At 38.7% G+C, this 15,143-nt stretch carries 18 protein-coding genes; 7 read left to right on the top strand and 11 right to left on the bottom strand.

Annotation, left to right across the window (positions count from 1 at the left end):
* Positions 1–197: 197 nt before the first annotated feature.
* On the top strand, positions 198–479 hold the full coding sequence (locus ACE1AT_RS23980) for an ImmA/IrrE family metallo-endopeptidase (protein WP_374872956.1): 282 nt from the start codon (positions 198–200) through the stop codon (positions 477–479).
* 86 nt (positions 480–565) lie between these two features.
* Here the strand turns inward: ACE1AT_RS23980 and ACE1AT_RS23975 are convergent, their stop codons facing one another.
* The 3 genes from ACE1AT_RS23975 to purS all read right to left on the bottom strand — a co-directional run bounded on the left by ACE1AT_RS23975 (position 566) and on the right by purS (position 1,880).
* A complete protein-coding gene (locus ACE1AT_RS23975; protein WP_374872958.1) occupies positions 566–769 on the bottom strand; it encodes a hypothetical protein in 204 nt (67 codons plus the stop codon).
* 95 nt (positions 770–864) lie between these two features.
* The gene (gene purQ, locus ACE1AT_RS23970; protein ID WP_374872954.1) at positions 865–1,545 is read right to left on the bottom strand and encodes a phosphoribosylformylglycinamidine synthase subunit PurQ; all 681 of its coding nucleotides are present in this window, start codon (positions 1,543–1,545) and stop codon (positions 865–867) included.
* A gap of 56 nt (positions 1,546–1,601) precedes the next feature.
* A complete protein-coding gene (purS, locus tag ACE1AT_RS23965; protein ID WP_017309803.1) occupies positions 1,602–1,880 on the bottom strand; it encodes a phosphoribosylformylglycinamidine synthase subunit PurS in 279 nt (92 codons plus the stop codon).
* A 144-nt stretch (positions 1,881–2,024) separates the two neighbouring features.
* Here purS and ACE1AT_RS23960 point away from each other — a divergent pair, with 144 nt between their 5' ends.
* Complete coding sequence (locus ACE1AT_RS23960) at positions 2,025–2,423, top strand: Fur family transcriptional regulator (protein ID WP_374872951.1); 399 nt, start codon at positions 2,025–2,027, stop codon at positions 2,421–2,423.
* A 92-nt stretch (positions 2,424–2,515) separates the two neighbouring features.
* On the opposite strand, the gene ACE1AT_RS23955 is transcribed toward ACE1AT_RS23960, so the two are convergent.
* From ACE1AT_RS23955 to ACE1AT_RS23945, 3 genes are all read right to left on the bottom strand, one after another.
* Complete coding sequence (locus ACE1AT_RS23955) at positions 2,516–4,501, bottom strand: amylo-alpha-1,6-glucosidase (protein ID WP_374872949.1); 1,986 nt, start codon at positions 4,499–4,501, stop codon at positions 2,516–2,518.
* Positions 4,502–4,637: 136 nt separating this feature from the next.
* Positions 4,638–6,059, bottom strand: a complete 1,422-nt coding sequence (locus ACE1AT_RS23950; protein ID WP_374872947.1) for a sensor histidine kinase — start codon at positions 6,057–6,059, stop codon at positions 4,638–4,640.
* 200 nt (positions 6,060–6,259) lie between these two features.
* Complete coding sequence (locus tag ACE1AT_RS23945; RefSeq protein WP_374872945.1) at positions 6,260–6,709, bottom strand: DM13 domain-containing protein; 450 nt, start codon at positions 6,707–6,709, stop codon at positions 6,260–6,262.
* 364 nt (positions 6,710–7,073) lie between these two features.
* On the opposite strand from ACE1AT_RS23945, the gene ACE1AT_RS23940 reads away from it, so the two are divergent.
* From ACE1AT_RS23940 to ACE1AT_RS23930, 3 genes are all read left to right on the top strand, one after another.
* Positions 7,074–7,622, top strand: coding sequence for an NUDIX hydrolase (locus ACE1AT_RS23940; protein WP_374872943.1), 549 nt, complete (start codon positions 7,074–7,076; stop codon positions 7,620–7,622).
* 216 nt (positions 7,623–7,838) lie between these two features.
* Positions 7,839–8,336: a DUF427 domain-containing protein gene (locus tag ACE1AT_RS23935; protein WP_374872941.1), complete on the top strand. Its 498-nt coding sequence runs from the start codon at positions 7,839–7,841 to the stop codon at positions 8,334–8,336.
* A 162-nt stretch (positions 8,337–8,498) separates the two neighbouring features.
* Entirely contained in the window at positions 8,499–9,239 is a 741-nt protein-coding gene (locus ACE1AT_RS23930) for an N-acetylmuramoyl-L-alanine amidase (RefSeq protein WP_374872939.1), read from the top strand.
* 113 nt (positions 9,240–9,352) lie between these two features.
* Here ACE1AT_RS23930 and ACE1AT_RS23925 read toward each other — a convergent pair whose 3' ends face one another.
* Positions 9,353–10,369 (bottom strand): metal ABC transporter solute-binding protein, Zn/Mn family, encoded by a 1,017-nt coding sequence (locus tag ACE1AT_RS23925; RefSeq protein WP_374872937.1) that lies wholly within the window; start codon positions 10,367–10,369, stop codon positions 9,353–9,355.
* 438 nt (positions 10,370–10,807) lie between these two features.
* Here ACE1AT_RS23925 and ACE1AT_RS23920 point away from each other — a divergent pair, with 438 nt between their 5' ends.
* Positions 10,808–11,299 carry a YajQ family cyclic di-GMP-binding protein gene (locus tag ACE1AT_RS23920; RefSeq protein WP_096677982.1) on the top strand — a complete coding sequence of 164 codons (492 nt, stop codon included), beginning with the start codon at positions 10,808–10,810 and terminating at the stop codon, positions 11,297–11,299.
* Positions 11,300–11,395: 96 nt separating this feature from the next.
* Here ACE1AT_RS23920 and ACE1AT_RS23915 read toward each other — a convergent pair whose 3' ends face one another.
* Both ACE1AT_RS23915 and ACE1AT_RS23910 read right to left on the bottom strand, forming a co-directional pair.
* The gene (locus tag ACE1AT_RS23915) at positions 11,396–11,953 is read right to left on the bottom strand and encodes a glutathione S-transferase family protein (protein ID WP_374872935.1); all 558 of its coding nucleotides are present in this window, start codon (positions 11,951–11,953) and stop codon (positions 11,396–11,398) included.
* A gap of 94 nt (positions 11,954–12,047) precedes the next feature.
* The gene (locus ACE1AT_RS23910; protein ID WP_374872933.1) at positions 12,048–12,512 is read right to left on the bottom strand and encodes a hypothetical protein; all 465 of its coding nucleotides are present in this window, start codon (positions 12,510–12,512) and stop codon (positions 12,048–12,050) included.
* A 330-nt stretch (positions 12,513–12,842) separates the two neighbouring features.
* Between ACE1AT_RS23910 and ACE1AT_RS23905 the strand changes: the two genes are divergently transcribed.
* Positions 12,843–13,556: a tetratricopeptide repeat protein gene (locus tag ACE1AT_RS23905; protein WP_374872931.1), complete on the top strand. Its 714-nt coding sequence runs from the start codon at positions 12,843–12,845 to the stop codon at positions 13,554–13,556.
* A 545-nt stretch (positions 13,557–14,101) separates the two neighbouring features.
* Here the strand turns inward: ACE1AT_RS23905 and ACE1AT_RS23900 are convergent.
* Together ACE1AT_RS23900 and psaM are read right to left on the bottom strand one after the other, a co-directional pair.
* Entirely contained in the window at positions 14,102–14,512 is a 411-nt protein-coding gene (locus tag ACE1AT_RS23900; RefSeq protein WP_374872929.1) for a hypothetical protein, read from the bottom strand.
* A gap of 415 nt (positions 14,513–14,927) precedes the next feature.
* Entirely contained in the window at positions 14,928–15,017 is a 90-nt protein-coding gene (gene psaM / locus ACE1AT_RS23895; protein ID WP_016861912.1) for a photosystem I reaction center subunit XII, read from the bottom strand.
* Between the last annotated feature and the right edge of the window lie 126 nt (positions 15,018–15,143).

Raw genomic sequence — 15,143 nt, 5'->3', positions numbered from 1 at the left:
GTCATTTACGTAATTTCACATCTTGTTTAGTTATATAAGCTTCTTTTTTCTACTTAAAACTTTTCTCACTTCTGGAGTCACTTTTTTACACTCCTATTGCCTAATTAGTGGTTTATCCCCAGAGGTGCAAGATATAAGTTGATCAGAAGACTGCCGGCGAGTTTGAAGAACGGATAGAACAGAATATTGAAATAGATATGCAACCTTTTTTGTGCCGTGCTGTTAGTGGTCAACTACAAAAGATGGAACGGCAAGCTCAAAGTTTTGCTAGTTATTTGCTAATGCCTCATTATATTCTGAAACAAATGGTAGCAGAACGTAATTTGACGAAATGGTCTCACCTTTATGCAATGCAAAAGGATTTAGGTGTAACAATATCTAATCTTACAACTCGTCTAAAACAGCTAAACTGGATTATTATTCATCCAGGTGACAAAACAATTTACTTGGGAAAGGCTGCACCTATTTGTAAAAAATAGTTGGATCTTAATATTTTTGTGAGAATAACTGTTGTGTCAAAGCGCAAAGTTAGCTGTGCGCCCCTACATAAAAAATTTGCCAAACCCTACTCTTGCTCATCCGGTTCTTGCGGACGCTCAACAGCAGCAGGATTTACCGTCGCTTCATCCGTTCTACTCGAAGAGTCAGTACGATTTCCTACAACTTCTTGCGGATTTTCTGTAGCATCGTCAGCAGCATTAGTAAGTCCACTGGCGTTGACGTTGGGTTTAGCAGAAGTGCCTTTATGGCTAGCGTGTCCACCGGGCATAATAATTTCCTCGATTTGCGTTACTGAATACATCTCAGCTTAGATTCGCAAACACGAGGAATACCCTATCCACAGGCTTAATTCGTACTAATGTACTAAACTCCTGCTGCCACGACTGCTTTCTCTAACAAACCAGCAAACAACCTCAACCCATCTGTACCACCAACGGCGGGATCTGCGGCTCTCTCTGGGTGTGGCATCATCCCTAAGACATTACCTGTAGTATTGCAAATACCGGCAATATTTTTGAGCGAGCCGTTAGGATTATCACCCTGGTAGCGGAACACTATTTGATTGTTATCTTCAAGTTTTGCTAGAGTCTTTTTATCTGCATAAAATCGTCCTTCCCCGTGGGCAATGGGTAAAGTGATAACTTCACCAGTAGAATAAGCTTGTGTCCAAGCTAAATCATTGCGTACGACTTTTAGGGGAGTGCGATCGCAAATAAAATGCAAATCCCGATTTCTCGTTAGTACTCCTGGTAATAATCCTGCTTCAGTTAATACCTGAAATCCATTGCAAATACCCAAGACAAATTTACCTTTTTGTGCATGTTCGATGACTTGTTGCATTACGGGTGAGAAACGAGCGATCGCACCACAACGCAAATAATCACCATAACTAAATCCACCAGGGATAATAATCACATCTAAATCAGCAATATCCGTATCTTGATGCCAAACCATGCGAGTTGGTTGTCCTAAGATGTCCCTGGTAACGTAAGCAACATCGCGATCGCAATTAGAGCCTGGAAAAACAACAACACCAAATTTCATAATTAGTCATTTGTCATTTGTCATTGGTCATTTGTCATTAGAATTCCCCATCGTTTTTAAATCACTCCAGTCTGTGATTCAACTTCAATTAGATCAAACCGATAATTTTCAATTACTGGATTTGCTAACATCTGATCACATATCTGATCCAGATTTCGACGCGCAGAGTTTTCATCTGGTGAGATCAAGGTGACCTCTATATACTTGCCAATCCGCACTTGTTCTACGTTATTGTATCCCATTTGCTTCAGCCCAGACTGCACTGCTACACCAGCAGGGTCTAAAACTGAAGGACGGAGTGTGACAAAAATTTTGGCTCGATACTTCCTTTGCACTGACTTTTGCTGAATGCTGCTACGCTCATACTATATCTTTATGTTGCAGTTCAGCGACAATTGAAGATGACAAATCATTGGCGTTAAGCTATAAGTCAGCCAAGATATAGCTTGACCCTTGCCCCTATTTTCAAGATAGTGTCTATGAAAGCCGTACGCACCCGTAGCCAAGAGCGGATTCTGAATCTTCTCAAAACCGTCAAACAAGGCATTTCTGCCCAAGATATTTATGTGGAATTGCGTAACCGCGATCAAAGTATGGGTCTGGCAACAGTTTACCGCTCTTTAGAAACCTTAAAACTCGAAGGTATGGTGCAAGTGCGGACATTGGCTAACGGTGAAGCCCTCTATAGCTTAGTGCAGCAAGATAAGCATCATCTCACCTGTTTGCAATGTGGTACTTCAATTCCAATTAATCAGTGTCCAGCCCACGAACTAGAAGCACAATTGCAAGTCACCCATAATTTTAAAATTTTTTACCACACCTTAGAGTTTTTTGGGTTGTGTAACCAATGCCACATAAATCAAGCTGCAATGGATTGATACTCCTCGATCTAAAGAAGTAGAGAATGATAGAGAAGGAGACGCAGAGAAATTAAGCGTCTCTTTGAATGAAAGTGTTATTAGTTTGGAAACTATGACACTTCAGTTGCTAACCAAGCCTGTAGTACTTCCGCTACAGTCCAAGCTTGAGCAATGCAACCCCTTGGTGTCATAGGAGGATCGCCATCAAAGATTTCGCTTAGACTACCAAGCCCGTGGGCGTGTAGGTGATTCGCCATTGGCTCAAGAAATTGCCGTGCTTGGACAGGATCTTTGTAAACTCGCAGATGTGCCTGTACAAAGGGGCCAATTAACCATCCCCACACTGTTCCCTGATGATAAGCACTATCCCGTTGCAGTTGATCGCCGCCATAATGTCCTTGATATTGGGAATGTTCGGTTGCAAGCGATCGCAATCCGTGGGAAGTCAGCAACATTCTTGCACAAGCGTCAACAACACCTTTTTGTTGAGTCGAATTGAGAGGGCTTTCAGGTAAACAGACAGCAAAAATTTGGTTAGGACGCAGGGAAGGATCATCACCATCAGGCCCATCGAGAACATCGTAGCAGTAACCTGTTTCTTGATTCCAAAAGCGCGAGAATCTCACCAAAGCTCGATCGGCGATCGCGTCATACTCTTGGTAAGGTTTACGAATATGGCGAGCAAAGTTAGCCATTGTCCGTAATGCATTATACCAGAGGGTGTTGACTTCTATCGGTTTACCAATCCGGGGTGTCACTACCCAGTCACCAATTTTGGCATCCATCCAAGTCAGCTGCACTCCCGCTTCTCCAGCGTAAAGCAGCCCATCTGCTGCATCTAAATGGATATTGTAGCGAGTGCCGCGACAATGCCAATCGATGATATCTGCCAGGATGGGAAACATCTCTTCTAAGAAGTCATCATCTTCTGTGGCGTTGTAGTAAGCGCGTAGAGCTTCAAAATACCAGAGAGTAGCATCCACAGTATTATATTCTGGTATTTCGCCCGCATCTGGAAAGCGATTGGGAAGCATTCCCTGGTTGACATACTTGGCAAAAGTGTGGAGAATATAACGGGCTATTTCGGGGCGACCTGTAGAGATGGTTAGCCCTGGTAAGCTAATCATTGTATCTCGTCCCCAATCACTAAACCAGTGATAGCCTGCGATGATCGTTTTGCCATGCATGTCATCGGGCAAGGAACGATCTACAATAAATTGATCAGCAGCTAAAACTAGATGGTTTACCCAAGCAGGAGTTTCTTTGGCGTGGGAAGGACGGTTGATTTTCCAAAGATTGATCAACTTTTGTTCTTGAGCATGGCGCAATCTGAGGGTTGTTTCACCATGTAAATCTGGTTGCTTGTCTGTGCTAGCAACAAAGGTCAAAGCTTCACCAGGATTCAGAGTAATTTGGAAAGTTGCGGCGTGTAAATGATCCTCCTTGTCGCTCAATCCCCGATAGCGTTCTGCTGCCAAATTAAATCCGTAATACCAATTATGTGCAGGAATGGCGCTCGCATGATCGCACAACAAATAAAGTGGTATAGCAGTTGGATAGGCTGTTACACAAATTCCTTGGTAAACAGGTTCAACACTCATTTGCCAGTTGTTGCTTTGCGTACTACCATGATAATCTCGGTAGTTGATTAATGCTTTGAGTGTTAGCTGTAATGGTGCAGAAGCACGACGTAACACATAGCGCACGTAGGTAGTGTTAGCGCCCTGTTGCATCCAAACTCGTTTTTCTAAAAGCGCATCAGCACAAGCAAAGTGCCATACGGGAATAGTACCTTCCAAAAAAAAACGTTCTATGTGCTGGTAGCCTTGAGGACTGACAATTTCATCAGCCCAACGATTTGTGTGCAAAGGGTAAATCCGATCGCCATACAAAACCGTTTCATCCAGCTTGGCTAACATGAGAGTGCGAGCCACAGGCGGTTTGAGGGCTGCTATTAGTAACCCGTGGTAGCGGCGACTGAGCAAACCTGCTACTGTACCAGAGGCGTATCCACCGATACCATTAGTGACTAGCCATTCTCGTGACTCTGCTAAATCGAGAGTACCGCAAATTTCTCTGCCAAAATCAATGCACATATCACTGCATACCTGTTTGGAATCGCTATTTTGATTATCCGTTGCGATTTTTACATCAGACTGAGAAGTTAATTAAGAGTTACTAAGAAAATAGAGAGTAAAAGGCTGATGAATTGTATAGAAAATTTAGCCAAGATTATTTGACGGGCAAAATAACAGTAAATATACTTCCTTCACCTAAGCGCGATCGCACTGATACTTTCCCACCCATACCTTCTACCAGTGTCTTGACAATTGATAATCCCAAACCTGTACCACCAGTGGCTTGATTCCGAGATTCATCTATGCGATAAAATCTCTCAAAAATTCGAGATTGATGTTGTAAAGGAATTCCATAACCTTGATCACAAACTTCAATCATCACCTCTTGTTCTTGTTTATTTGCATTCAATAATATAGGTGTATTCGGTTCAGAATATTTAACAGCATTATCAATTAAATTTAGCAATACTTGTTTGAGGCGATTATAATCTGCTTTCAGTTCCAATGGTTCAGTGTTCAGTAAATATTTAATTTCTCTTCCACTGTAATTTTCTGACATTTCTACTAGTTCTACTAGCAAATCATTCAATAAAAAAGATCCAAAATTAAAATGTAAATGACCACTATCTGCCCGTGCTAAATCGAGTAAATCTTCTAACAGATGAATGGTACGTTCTGCTTCCGAGGCAGCAGTTTCTAATGCTTCTTGTTGAACTTCTGTTAAATTATCTTGTCGTCGTAAAACACTTTGTAAATAACCATATACTATTGTTAAAGGTGTACGTAATTCATGAGACACATTACTGACAAATTCTCGCTCTTGTTCCCAAGATTGAGACAGACGTGATAACATCATGTTGAAAGTTTGAGCTAATTCTCTCACTTCACTAGGTGCATGATCTACAGATAGTTGTACTTTTGATAAATCTACAATAGAAAGCACTGCCGTCATTTGACTCAGATCGCACAAGGGTTGTAAAGATCGCCGCACGTAAAATGCGATCGCCACAGATATCACTATAACGATCAGAAAACTCGCGATTCTCAAACTATGTACTATTGCCAAAAACATTGTTTGCTCACGAGTAATATCTTGTACTACAAATAATTTTCCCAGTACTTTTCCGCGTACACGTAAAAGATCACTACATAATACAAAGTAACGTTGGTTAATTTGATAAACTTGTGGTCTAATTGGCATTTCGGCTATAGACATTAACTCAGATAATCTAGCATTAGATAAGTTATCTGAAATTATAGATTTCGCTAACAATTTTTCTTCAGGACTTTTAATCCATAAAAATATATTTTTAGTTGTTAAATTATTAATAGCTTTTTGTAAACCTACCTCTGGTAGCATCATTTCACTGTACAATTCCACATCCTGTGGAAAACGTACAGTAAGATTTTCAATGTTTTGTTTATGACTATTAATTAAAAGTTGCTGTATTTTCCAGGTTGTCCAGAACGCAATACCAGCATTACCCAAAGCAGAAAGTACAGCAATGCCAATTGTGAGACGTAACCTTAATGAAAAAGTATCAAATTTTCTACCAATCACATTGATTATATTCACTATTGGCTTTAATTAAAAGTATAATATTAGTATTCTTGTTCCAATCCAATAAATAACTACTGGTATATCGTCATATTAAGTGAAAAGGGTAAATATGTTTGTAGGATGGACTTTAGTCCTCATATATTCAAGCACTAAAGTGCTTACTACAAACTTATTAAAATTTTAGCTCATATTTAATTATGAGTTATGAACTAAATTCAACTGCCTAAAGGCGCATAACCAAAAGTTGCATTGAACTGACGACACCAAATTACTACAGATTTATAATCTACTAAGTTTACATTATTAGGAAGGAGATAGCGTTGATTACCACTTGTTTTTTGTAAAGCAGCAATTTTTAGATAATCTTTTTCTTTAATCCCAGATATTGGTACTGTTTCATTTTTGTACAAAATTACAAATAAATCAGGGCCTTTGCTTGTTTTAAAACTTTCATCTAATTCTAGATAACGTTTACCATTCTCTGTCACAACTTTAACGTTCCCTTGAGTAGGATGTTCTCCAGCAACAAACTTTCCTGGTTGGGATACCTCGGCGCTAGCTACAGGCTGGGCTTCATTCACTGACTGCTTAGAGTCTACATTCTTTGTACAACCGACAGTCAAGAGAGTAAAAGTAGTTAAAAATGCTAAAATTTTGACTTTCATAATTAGGCGATCCTCTAAATTTATTTATTAATTCCAATCTAATACCTGAGATTGCGGAAAAGATTAATTTAAGCTGAGAGTTTTAGGACTTACGCAAAATCATGAAAAAACGAACCACAAAGGACACGAAGAAATAAGAGTTTGGGAGAGTTATTGCGTAAGTCCTAAGTTTATTAAAAATATTTATAATATTTTTATCAGTTTATTTTAATTTGATTCTCATATTAAATATATTTAAGATATTTGATGTGTTAATATAAATTAAAATTTATGAAATCATTCGTGAAAGACAAAATCCCCGAAATTATTGGATAAGTTGGGGGTCTGGGCTTTACTATTCTCACAAATCATATAAATAAAATCTATGCAAAAATTAAAAAAATGGAAATTATTACAATCAAAATTGGTATTAAACCATCCTTGGTGTCAAGTTAGGCAAGATGAGATTATCTTACCGACTGGCAAAATTATAGATGATTATTTTGTCCATATTAAACCAGAAGTAGCGTTAATTTTAGCTATTACTACCAACCAAGAAATTGTCTTTGTCCGCCAATATAGACATGCAGTAGAAGATTTTTTTATCGAATTACCTGCTGGTAATTTTGATCCCAATCAAGAAAGTGCCGAAATAGCAGCTAAAAGAGAACTGGAAGAAGAAACTGGCTATACAGCTAAAAAAATTAAAAAAGTAGCTACTTTATATGATCGACCCAGTAAAGATACCAATCAATTACATTTATTTTTAGCAGAAAATGTCATGAAAACAAGTGAACAACAATTGGATATTACAGAAGAAATAGAGGTTATTTTAATACCTGTTGAATCAGTTTTAGAAAAAATTATCCAGGGAGAAATTTGTGTAGCAGGTAGTGTTGCTGCTCTCTTTTTAGGTTTAAATTTGAGTAGGTAGAGAATCGCGATCGCATTTGCTATTTTCGATGTGGTTTGAGTTTGAACGCACAGCTATGGATAATAAATTATATGATTCAGGTTCTCAGTGCTTGTTTGACTACACAGTAATTTAGATTCTTTTGAATCCTTGTGTCAAGCCTAATGGAGATGCTCTAACCCCGCAGATAATTATTGATCACTAACAGCTAATAACCAAGAACTAACAACAAATAAAATGATCAAACCTCAACGTATTGAACCTAACCCCGGACAAGAATCTGTCTGGGATTATCCCCGTCCTCCTCGCCTTGAGGAAACAAATAAGCATATCCAAATAATATTTAATGGTGTGGCGATCGCCGATACTCATCACGCCAAGCGCGTCTTAGAAACTAGTCATCCGCCTTCTTATTACATACCTCCAGAAGATATCAAAATGGAATACTTAATCCAATCACCACAATCTAGCTTTTGTGAGTGGAAAGGAAGTGCTGGTTACTACACAATTCGCGTAGGCGAGAAAGAAGTACAAAATGCTGCTTGGTTTTATCCGAATCCTACACCTGCTTTTGCATCTTTGAAAAATCATGTAGCTTTTTATGCTCATTTTATGGATGCTTGTTATGTAGATGACGAAAAAGTACAACCACAACCAGGTAATTTTTATGGTGGCTGGATCACGAGTGATATCGTTGGGCCTTTCAAAGGTATTCCTGGTAGTTGGGGATGGTAAGAAAACAATAAGTTGAGTTTTCACTATCAAATCCAAATTTTGTTTGATTTTCCGAAAACTCCTTTTTTGAATGTGAAGTAGTGATAAAGCGTACAGAAAACACAGGATTCTGGCTTTAACAAGTACATTTGTCGCACTTCACACAATTTAGGAGTTTATAGTATGAAATTTGGAATTGATATTGGTCATAACTGTCCACCTGATATAGGCGCTACAGGAATTAAGCAAGAAGACGATTTAACCAAAGCAGTTGGCGAAATTGTAATTCAAAACTTACAAAAAGCAGGGAATACAGTTGTTAATTGTACTCCTAGTTCTGCTACTGACCTGAATGACTCTCTGAGTAAAAGAGTGAATAAAGCTAACCAAGAAAAGGTAGATTTTTACGTTTCGATTCACTTTAATAAATTTAATGGTACAGCGAATGGTACAGAAGTTTACGCTATCAGTCCTAAAGCCTGTGAAGTTGCTGATAGAGTTTTAAATGAAATTGTTGAACTCGGATTTAGAGACAGAGGAGTTAAAAGTGCTAACTATTTTGTTTTAAAGAATACTAATATGCCAGCTATTTTGGTCGAATGCTGCTTTTGCGATTCGCCAATTGATATGGCGAAATACAATGCTCAAACAATGGCTGATGCAATTACAAAAGGTTTGATAGGCAATTCTAAAATAAGTAACAAACCACACAATTTAATCATTAAAACACCTACTTTCCTCAAACCTTCAACAGAACAAGTTAAAGATTTACCAGAGGAAAGTTGTATAAAGATTGAACCTGGTACTTATTCAATTGTAGATGCTCATTTTGAAGAAGGGCATTATTTAGTCGAATGGCCTGACACTAGTAAAGGTAATCGCCGGGAACATTTTGTTTTTGCTGGTCATAGCGAAGTCAAATAAAATATAAATGAGAAATCAGAAATAATTAAATTTGTCGTAGGGGCGTGTAGTTATACGTCCCTACTTATGTATTTGTATCATCAAAAAAATAAAATTGTCTAACTTAACTTAACTTAATTTTTGTTAGCTAAAGCTTGCGGTTCAAATATTAAATATGTCCCCCCTAAACCTTCAACAATTGTACGAGTATTAGCAGTTAACATTTTTTGATAAGTATCTCCATAATTACCTGGTTTACCCAAATTTTCAGCCAAAATTTGCCTTTCCGCGACTTGTACTTGTGCTTGCTTGGCAACTTTATTAATAACATTAGAGTTAGTTGTGCTGTCTACAAAAATTGTTGGCACTGTTGCTCTTCTGATTTCTCGAACTACCGCTTTAATTCTTACGGGTGTTGGTTTAACATTATTAATTCTTTCCAAAATGCCTATAGATGTAAGATTGTAGGCTTTTGTATAATAAATAATGGCATCATCATTAGTTGCAATTAATTTACGATTTTTCGCAGGAATACTATCAATACGTAACTTAATCCATACATCTAACTGGTTTAATTCTTTTTTAATTTTTTGTGTATTTCTTCCATATAATGAAGCATTTTCAGGTATGACTCTACTTAAGTTAGCGCTAATAACCTCTGCCATCTTGATACCATTTTTCGGATGATGCCAAACATAAGGATTGGATACTAACTTGCCATTTTTTCTATACTGCAATGGTTTGGGAACTGCACGTTGAGCAACTGCTATTTTAGCTGCGCCGTTTTTACTAGCTCTGATTAATTTAAATAAACTTGTTGGTTCAAGGTTATATCCATTAAAAAAAATTATTTTGGCTTGTTCTATGGCTTGGCGATCACCTGGTTTTGATTGATAGCGATTAGGATCGACACCAGGAGAAATTAAGCAAGTCAGATTAACTGTATTTTCAGCTACCTGTTTCACTAAGTCACAAATTACACTATTGGTTGCAACAACTTTAGGTAGATTCTTGTTTGATTCACCTGAAGATTCAGTCGTTGTAGCAGGAGAATTAAACAAATTACCTAAATAATTACACCCAACAAGTCCAATAGTGAAGGCAACACAGATAATACGCAGAGATTGGGATAATAGTAATTTTTTTAACATAATTTATTATGGGCAGTTGATCATAGCTGGTCTGAAATGGGAACTTTCAGCTAATCAGCTTAAATAATATACAGTCTTGTCGTCAGGGCAAACAGCTGTTTCCCACTACAAATAATAGTCATTTAAACAAATTAAATCTGCTGTCAGAATTTATTACAAATTGCAAAAACTGACGGAAGTAGAGCGATTGTCTAAAGTGTCGGTCAAGATTGCAAGCTACAACCCCATGTCCCATATCGAGGGGCTAGAGAGCGAAGGCTTTTGGTAATAAGTATAATCAGAGCTACAAGTTAGTTATTTTTTGTTGATTGTTGTCAGTTGTTTGCTGTACCGCCTATCGTCGGTAGCCGAGTAAAGCGCGTCTATGGAAAAATTATTGACAACGAACTACCAACAATCAACCACAAACCACCAAACATCTAGAATTACATTGTTCCTATGGCTTCTACGTATTCCTTTGATACTGTAAGTGATTTTGACAGACAAGAGTTGGTTAACGCTGTTGATCAAACCGCACGAGACATTAAAGGCCGTTACGACCTCAAAGATACTCAAACTACAATAGAATTGGGTGAACAAAGCATCATCATCAACACTGATAGCGAGTTCACCTTAGAATCTGTACATAATATCTTGCGAGAAAAGGCTGCCAAGCGTAATCTTTCTCAAAAAATCTTTGATTTTGGTAAAGTTGAATCAGCTAGTGGGAACCGTGTTCGTCAAGAAATCAAACTAAAAAAAGGCATCAGTCAGGAAATTGCCAAGCAAATTTCTAAATTAATTCGTGATGAATTTAAAAAGGTGCAAGCCTCAATTCAAGGTGATGCTGTGCGTGTCAGCGCTAAAAGTAAAGATGAATTGCAAACCGTCATTCAACGTTTAAAACAAGAGGACTTTCCTGTGGCTTTGCAATTTACAAATTATCGGTAAATTACTTAGTTGTTAGTTTTTAATTGTTAGTTGTTAATTGTTAGTTGTTAGGAAAATCAATCAACAACAATCAGCAACCAACAACCAACTAAATATTTATTTTCGAGAACTGATACTTGCTTGAAAAGCAGGACGTTCAGACAGGCGTTTAATGTAGGTGAACACAGCTGGATAAGAACTGAGGTCTAGCTTGAGCATCATTGGAATATAAGCTAAGACAGAACCCACTGCAACATCAGCAACAGTAAATCCACCACCTAATAAAAATAGTTGACGTTGGAGAATGTCATTAAGGGGAGCCATTAAACGAGGCATTTCTCGTTCACGATTGGTTTCTACAAATATCCCTGTAGCCAAGGTGGAATTACCAAACAATATCCATTGGGCTATTTTTGCTCTTTCTTCTGGAGAGTGCTGGACTTTACCATACTTTTCATCCAAATAAAGTAATATTGCTCCCGATTCCCAGAGTTGCAAATCACCATCAGTAATTGCTGGCACTTTCCCCATTGGGTTAATTGCTAAATATGCTGGTTGACGATGTTCTCCAGCCTGCATGTCTAGCATGACATATTCGTAGGGAAGTCCTAATTCCTCAAGATACCATTGAACAATGGAAGCGCGACTACGAGCGCCACCGTAAAGTTTAAGCATAGATGATTGTTGATTGTTGTTTGTTGATTTTTGGTCAATGGTCAATGATCAATGCTTGAAAAACTACTGACTCTGGACGATTGACACTTGACTATTAAAGAATCTTATGAGTGTGAGAGTGCTGTTTGACATTGTCTTCTTTGGTGACAACTCGACTAGCATTCAAGACGCGTTTGCGTTCGGTAGAATATTGAAAATCTGTGTAGATAGTGCCGATTGGAATCAAGGATTTTGCATTTTCCTTGCGCTTGTAGGTGCGAGCAGCTGCAATAGTACGTTGCAAAAATTCATCACTAAACTGAGCTGTTTGTGGAAAATTATTTGGCTTTTGCAGTGTTTCACCATCTACAACATTTCCCAAAGTTGTAGCCCAAGCAAATTTGTAGGAAGTGGGAATTCCTTTAACAAGGGCTTCTAAAGCGGCTGAGGGAATGGGTTCTATGACTTCGACTTGATGAACTTCTCCGTCTTCTTTGATAAAGCAGGTAGCTAAACCGATGACGATGTAATCCTCGGTTGTGAGATCAGGTGCATTAGGGTAAGAAGCTGCTGTTGGCATAAGGATTTGTTTACAAAACGTAAAGATTCAATTAAAAAAATCTGAAGGGTTTGTTGGCATTCTAGCAAGTTGTTGCTCCTGCTACTTGACTAGTCTGCTGGATTGATATTTGCTGTTTTCTGGAATTGAACTTGAGGATGAAGTATCTACTCTTAAACTCAAGGCTTAATTTAAATATGACGTTATTCATCGTGTATTGGTGGGTAATATTCATATATGGTGCTTCTATATGTACTCATAGACACCTTAGTAAGTGACACAGGGGCAGAACCACAAGCACTGCAAAAATTATAAGTTGATTCACAGAGCTAGCAGCTCAGGCAGGAAGATATGAACAGCCACTCATTTTTAGCATCTGGTGAACAGCAAAATCACAGATACACAAACGTGTTAAAAACTACCAATAATCTTCAGCAGCGAGAAAATAAGGGTAGCGGCGAATCTGCTTTCGGTGACGGCTACTTACGCTCTTGTGCTTTGAAGTCAGCACAACAAGGAGATTATCCTGAAGCGATCGCGCTGTTGAGTCAATTGATCAACCGTCATCCCCAAAATGCGATTGATTACAACAACCGGGGACTCATTTATTTTCAATGCGGTGAAAGCCAAAAAGCTTTTTGCGATTACAACACGGCTTTGCAACTCAATCCTAAATTGGTTAGCGCTTATAATAATCGAGCTAACTACTACGCTGCTCGTGGGGAATTAGTAGCAGCGATCGCTGACTATGATCAGGCGCTAGACTTGAATCCTAGTTATGTCCGAGCATGGTTGAATAGAGGCATTACTTTGCGCGACTTGGGACAATATGAAGAGGCGATCGATAATTTTGAGATAGCGCTGCTGTTTGGTCAGCTAGAAGGTCGTATTTTCGCAGAACGCGGTAGAACTTATCATCTCTGGGGCGACTGGAATTGTGCGATCGCCGATTATCGTCGCGCTTTACTTTTACTACCCTCCGGTGACACCGAGGAGGAAATCCCCGGTTGGCGCTTGCGTTTACAAGTTGAAAACTGGTTCAATGAGTTAACCAAAATTCAGTGAATAGTGTAGACGCGTCAGCGGCTTGCCGCAGGCTACAGTAAACAGTTATCAGCTGGAAATAGGGTAGAAAAAAAGCGGGTTCAATCGTATCAAAATATAAATAACATCCTTACTTAAATCCCCTAATACCAATTCTGTATGAAGATGCGCCTAATTATATAAGGAACGAACCACATAGACGCGCTTTACTCGGCTACCTACGGTAGGCGCGTTAGCGACTTCTGCAAGTAGACAGGGAGTGTCGAAGCGCTAGGGTAGAACACAAAGAACACAAAGAAAGAAGAAGTCAATACAATTTAGCGCAGCTTCATAAAGAAATGGTATAATTTCTAAGCTATGGGGATTAACTGATCACTGTTGACTGATAACTGATAGCTGTTTTAATGGCTAATAGTTAATAGATGATAACTAGATAGCTTCCAAGGAAAAAAATTAGCTATTAACTATTAACTATTAGCTCTTAACTATTTTTGATATACCAGATATTTTTATGCTCTTTATTAGCAATAAACCTAAAGGAGCTAAATTTCAAGCCACACCTGCAATTAAGGAGAAGATTCTACTTGTTCGACTTCTACCGCTTTCGGCTTAATCAGCATGATTTGACGCTGGTTGGGGTCAAAGCGATATCCTTGCTCCTGCATAATGCTTTTGGCTTGACGCGGATCGAAGTTACGGCTAAATTCCGTATTCAGGCTGTTTACTCGTGCTTCCAATTGCCTGACTTCCGTCCGAATTTCTTGTAACTTGGCTTGCCGTGACCAGTGATATGGTAGAAGTTGTATCAGCGCAGATACTGCTGCTGCTGAAATCACAATATTCACCCCGATCTTTGCTGTTGTTTCCAACGCCATCACTTTGTAAGAATGTTGACGCAGATGGCGTTTTGGTCGAGGAACAACTCGGCGTTTTGGTGTTGGTTGTAGCGGGGGTCTGGACGGTTGAATCGCATTCATAGTATTTAAAAGAACCTCGCTGATGAAACTGATGCACGTAAACAATGCTCCAGCCCTGTTTACGGCCTTATTTAGCTGTCATATTACTTCATTTTTCGGAAATTGCTACACGTGTGCAGCTAGTTAAAAATAAACCTAACATACGTACGTATTTGCACATTGAGTCTGAACGGTACTAAACCGCAAGTTTTCAGCAAATGCGCCCCGTATAGTCAGGTTTATTGGCTTTTATATCGAATTTGAAAGTAAGTCAACTGAATTTGGAATTGGGAATTGAGAATTTGAAATTCCCAACAGGGGCTTTTGCTTGTGCAAACTATACAACAATTCGGAATTAGGAGAGCGGAATTCGGAATGAATGATTATTCCAAATTGCCGATCGCCAATTCCGACTTGTTTTGGTTAAGTCAATGGTTTATTTGTAAAGTTCTGTTGCTAACCGCCAAGCCAGAAATCCTGGGAGCAGTGCCACAACCAGAGCGATGTAGACTTGAGTATCAGTCATGGTTTCAATCCTCCTAATCTCAACAAAATTTGATCAGTTCGTTTACTACTTTTCCTTGTTTTGCCAAGATTGGGGAATAGGTTGTTACAAGATGAAACAAATTAGTCAAGAAATAGGGGTGTAGGG

The organism is Pelatocladus sp. BLCC-F211 (assembly GCF_041928655.1).
Lineage (GTDB): Bacteria > Cyanobacteriota > Cyanobacteriia > Cyanobacteriales > Nostocaceae > Pelatocladus.
This window is presented reverse-complemented; position numbering and strand designations above follow the sequence as displayed.

Excerpts from the sequence above, each read along its gene's own strand:
- ACE1AT_RS23980 (WP_374872956.1), top strand. The coding sequence starts at position 198 with ATGCAACCTTTTTTGTGCCGTGCTGTTAGTGGTCAACTACAAAAGATG.
- ACE1AT_RS23975 (WP_374872958.1), bottom strand. The coding sequence starts at position 769 with ATGCCCGGTGGACACGCTAGCCATAAAGGCACTTCTGCTAAACCCAAC.
- purQ (WP_374872954.1), bottom strand. The coding sequence starts at position 1,545 with ATGAAATTTGGTGTTGTTGTTTTTCCAGGCTCTAATTGCGATCGCGAT.
- ACE1AT_RS23960 (WP_374872951.1), top strand. The coding sequence starts at position 2,025 with ATGAAAGCCGTACGCACCCGTAGCCAAGAGCGGATTCTGAATCTTCTC.
- ACE1AT_RS23955 (WP_374872949.1), bottom strand. The coding sequence starts at position 4,501 with ATGTGCATTGATTTTGGCAGAGAAATTTGCGGTACTCTCGATTTAGCA.
- ACE1AT_RS23945 (WP_374872945.1), bottom strand. The coding sequence starts at position 6,709 with ATGAAAGTCAAAATTTTAGCATTTTTAACTACTTTTACTCTCTTGACT.
- ACE1AT_RS23940 (WP_374872943.1), top strand. The coding sequence starts at position 7,074 with ATGCAAAAATTAAAAAAATGGAAATTATTACAATCAAAATTGGTATTA.
- ACE1AT_RS23935 (WP_374872941.1), top strand. The coding sequence starts at position 7,839 with ATGATCAAACCTCAACGTATTGAACCTAACCCCGGACAAGAATCTGTC.
- ACE1AT_RS23930 (WP_374872939.1), top strand. The coding sequence starts at position 8,499 with ATGAAATTTGGAATTGATATTGGTCATAACTGTCCACCTGATATAGGC.
- ACE1AT_RS23925 (WP_374872937.1), bottom strand. The coding sequence starts at position 10,369 with ATGTTAAAAAAATTACTATTATCCCAATCTCTGCGTATTATCTGTGTT.
- ACE1AT_RS23920 (WP_096677982.1), top strand. The coding sequence starts at position 10,808 with ATGGCTTCTACGTATTCCTTTGATACTGTAAGTGATTTTGACAGACAA.
- ACE1AT_RS23915 (WP_374872935.1), bottom strand. The coding sequence starts at position 11,953 with ATGCTTAAACTTTACGGTGGCGCTCGTAGTCGCGCTTCCATTGTTCAA.
- ACE1AT_RS23910 (WP_374872933.1), bottom strand. The coding sequence starts at position 12,512 with ATGCCAACAGCAGCTTCTTACCCTAATGCACCTGATCTCACAACCGAG.
- ACE1AT_RS23905 (WP_374872931.1), top strand. The coding sequence starts at position 12,843 with ATGAACAGCCACTCATTTTTAGCATCTGGTGAACAGCAAAATCACAGA.
- ACE1AT_RS23900 (WP_374872929.1), bottom strand. The coding sequence starts at position 14,512 with ATGAATGCGATTCAACCGTCCAGACCCCCGCTACAACCAACACCAAAA.
- psaM (WP_016861912.1), bottom strand. The coding sequence starts at position 15,017 with ATGACTGATACTCAAGTCTACATCGCTCTGGTTGTGGCACTGCTCCCA.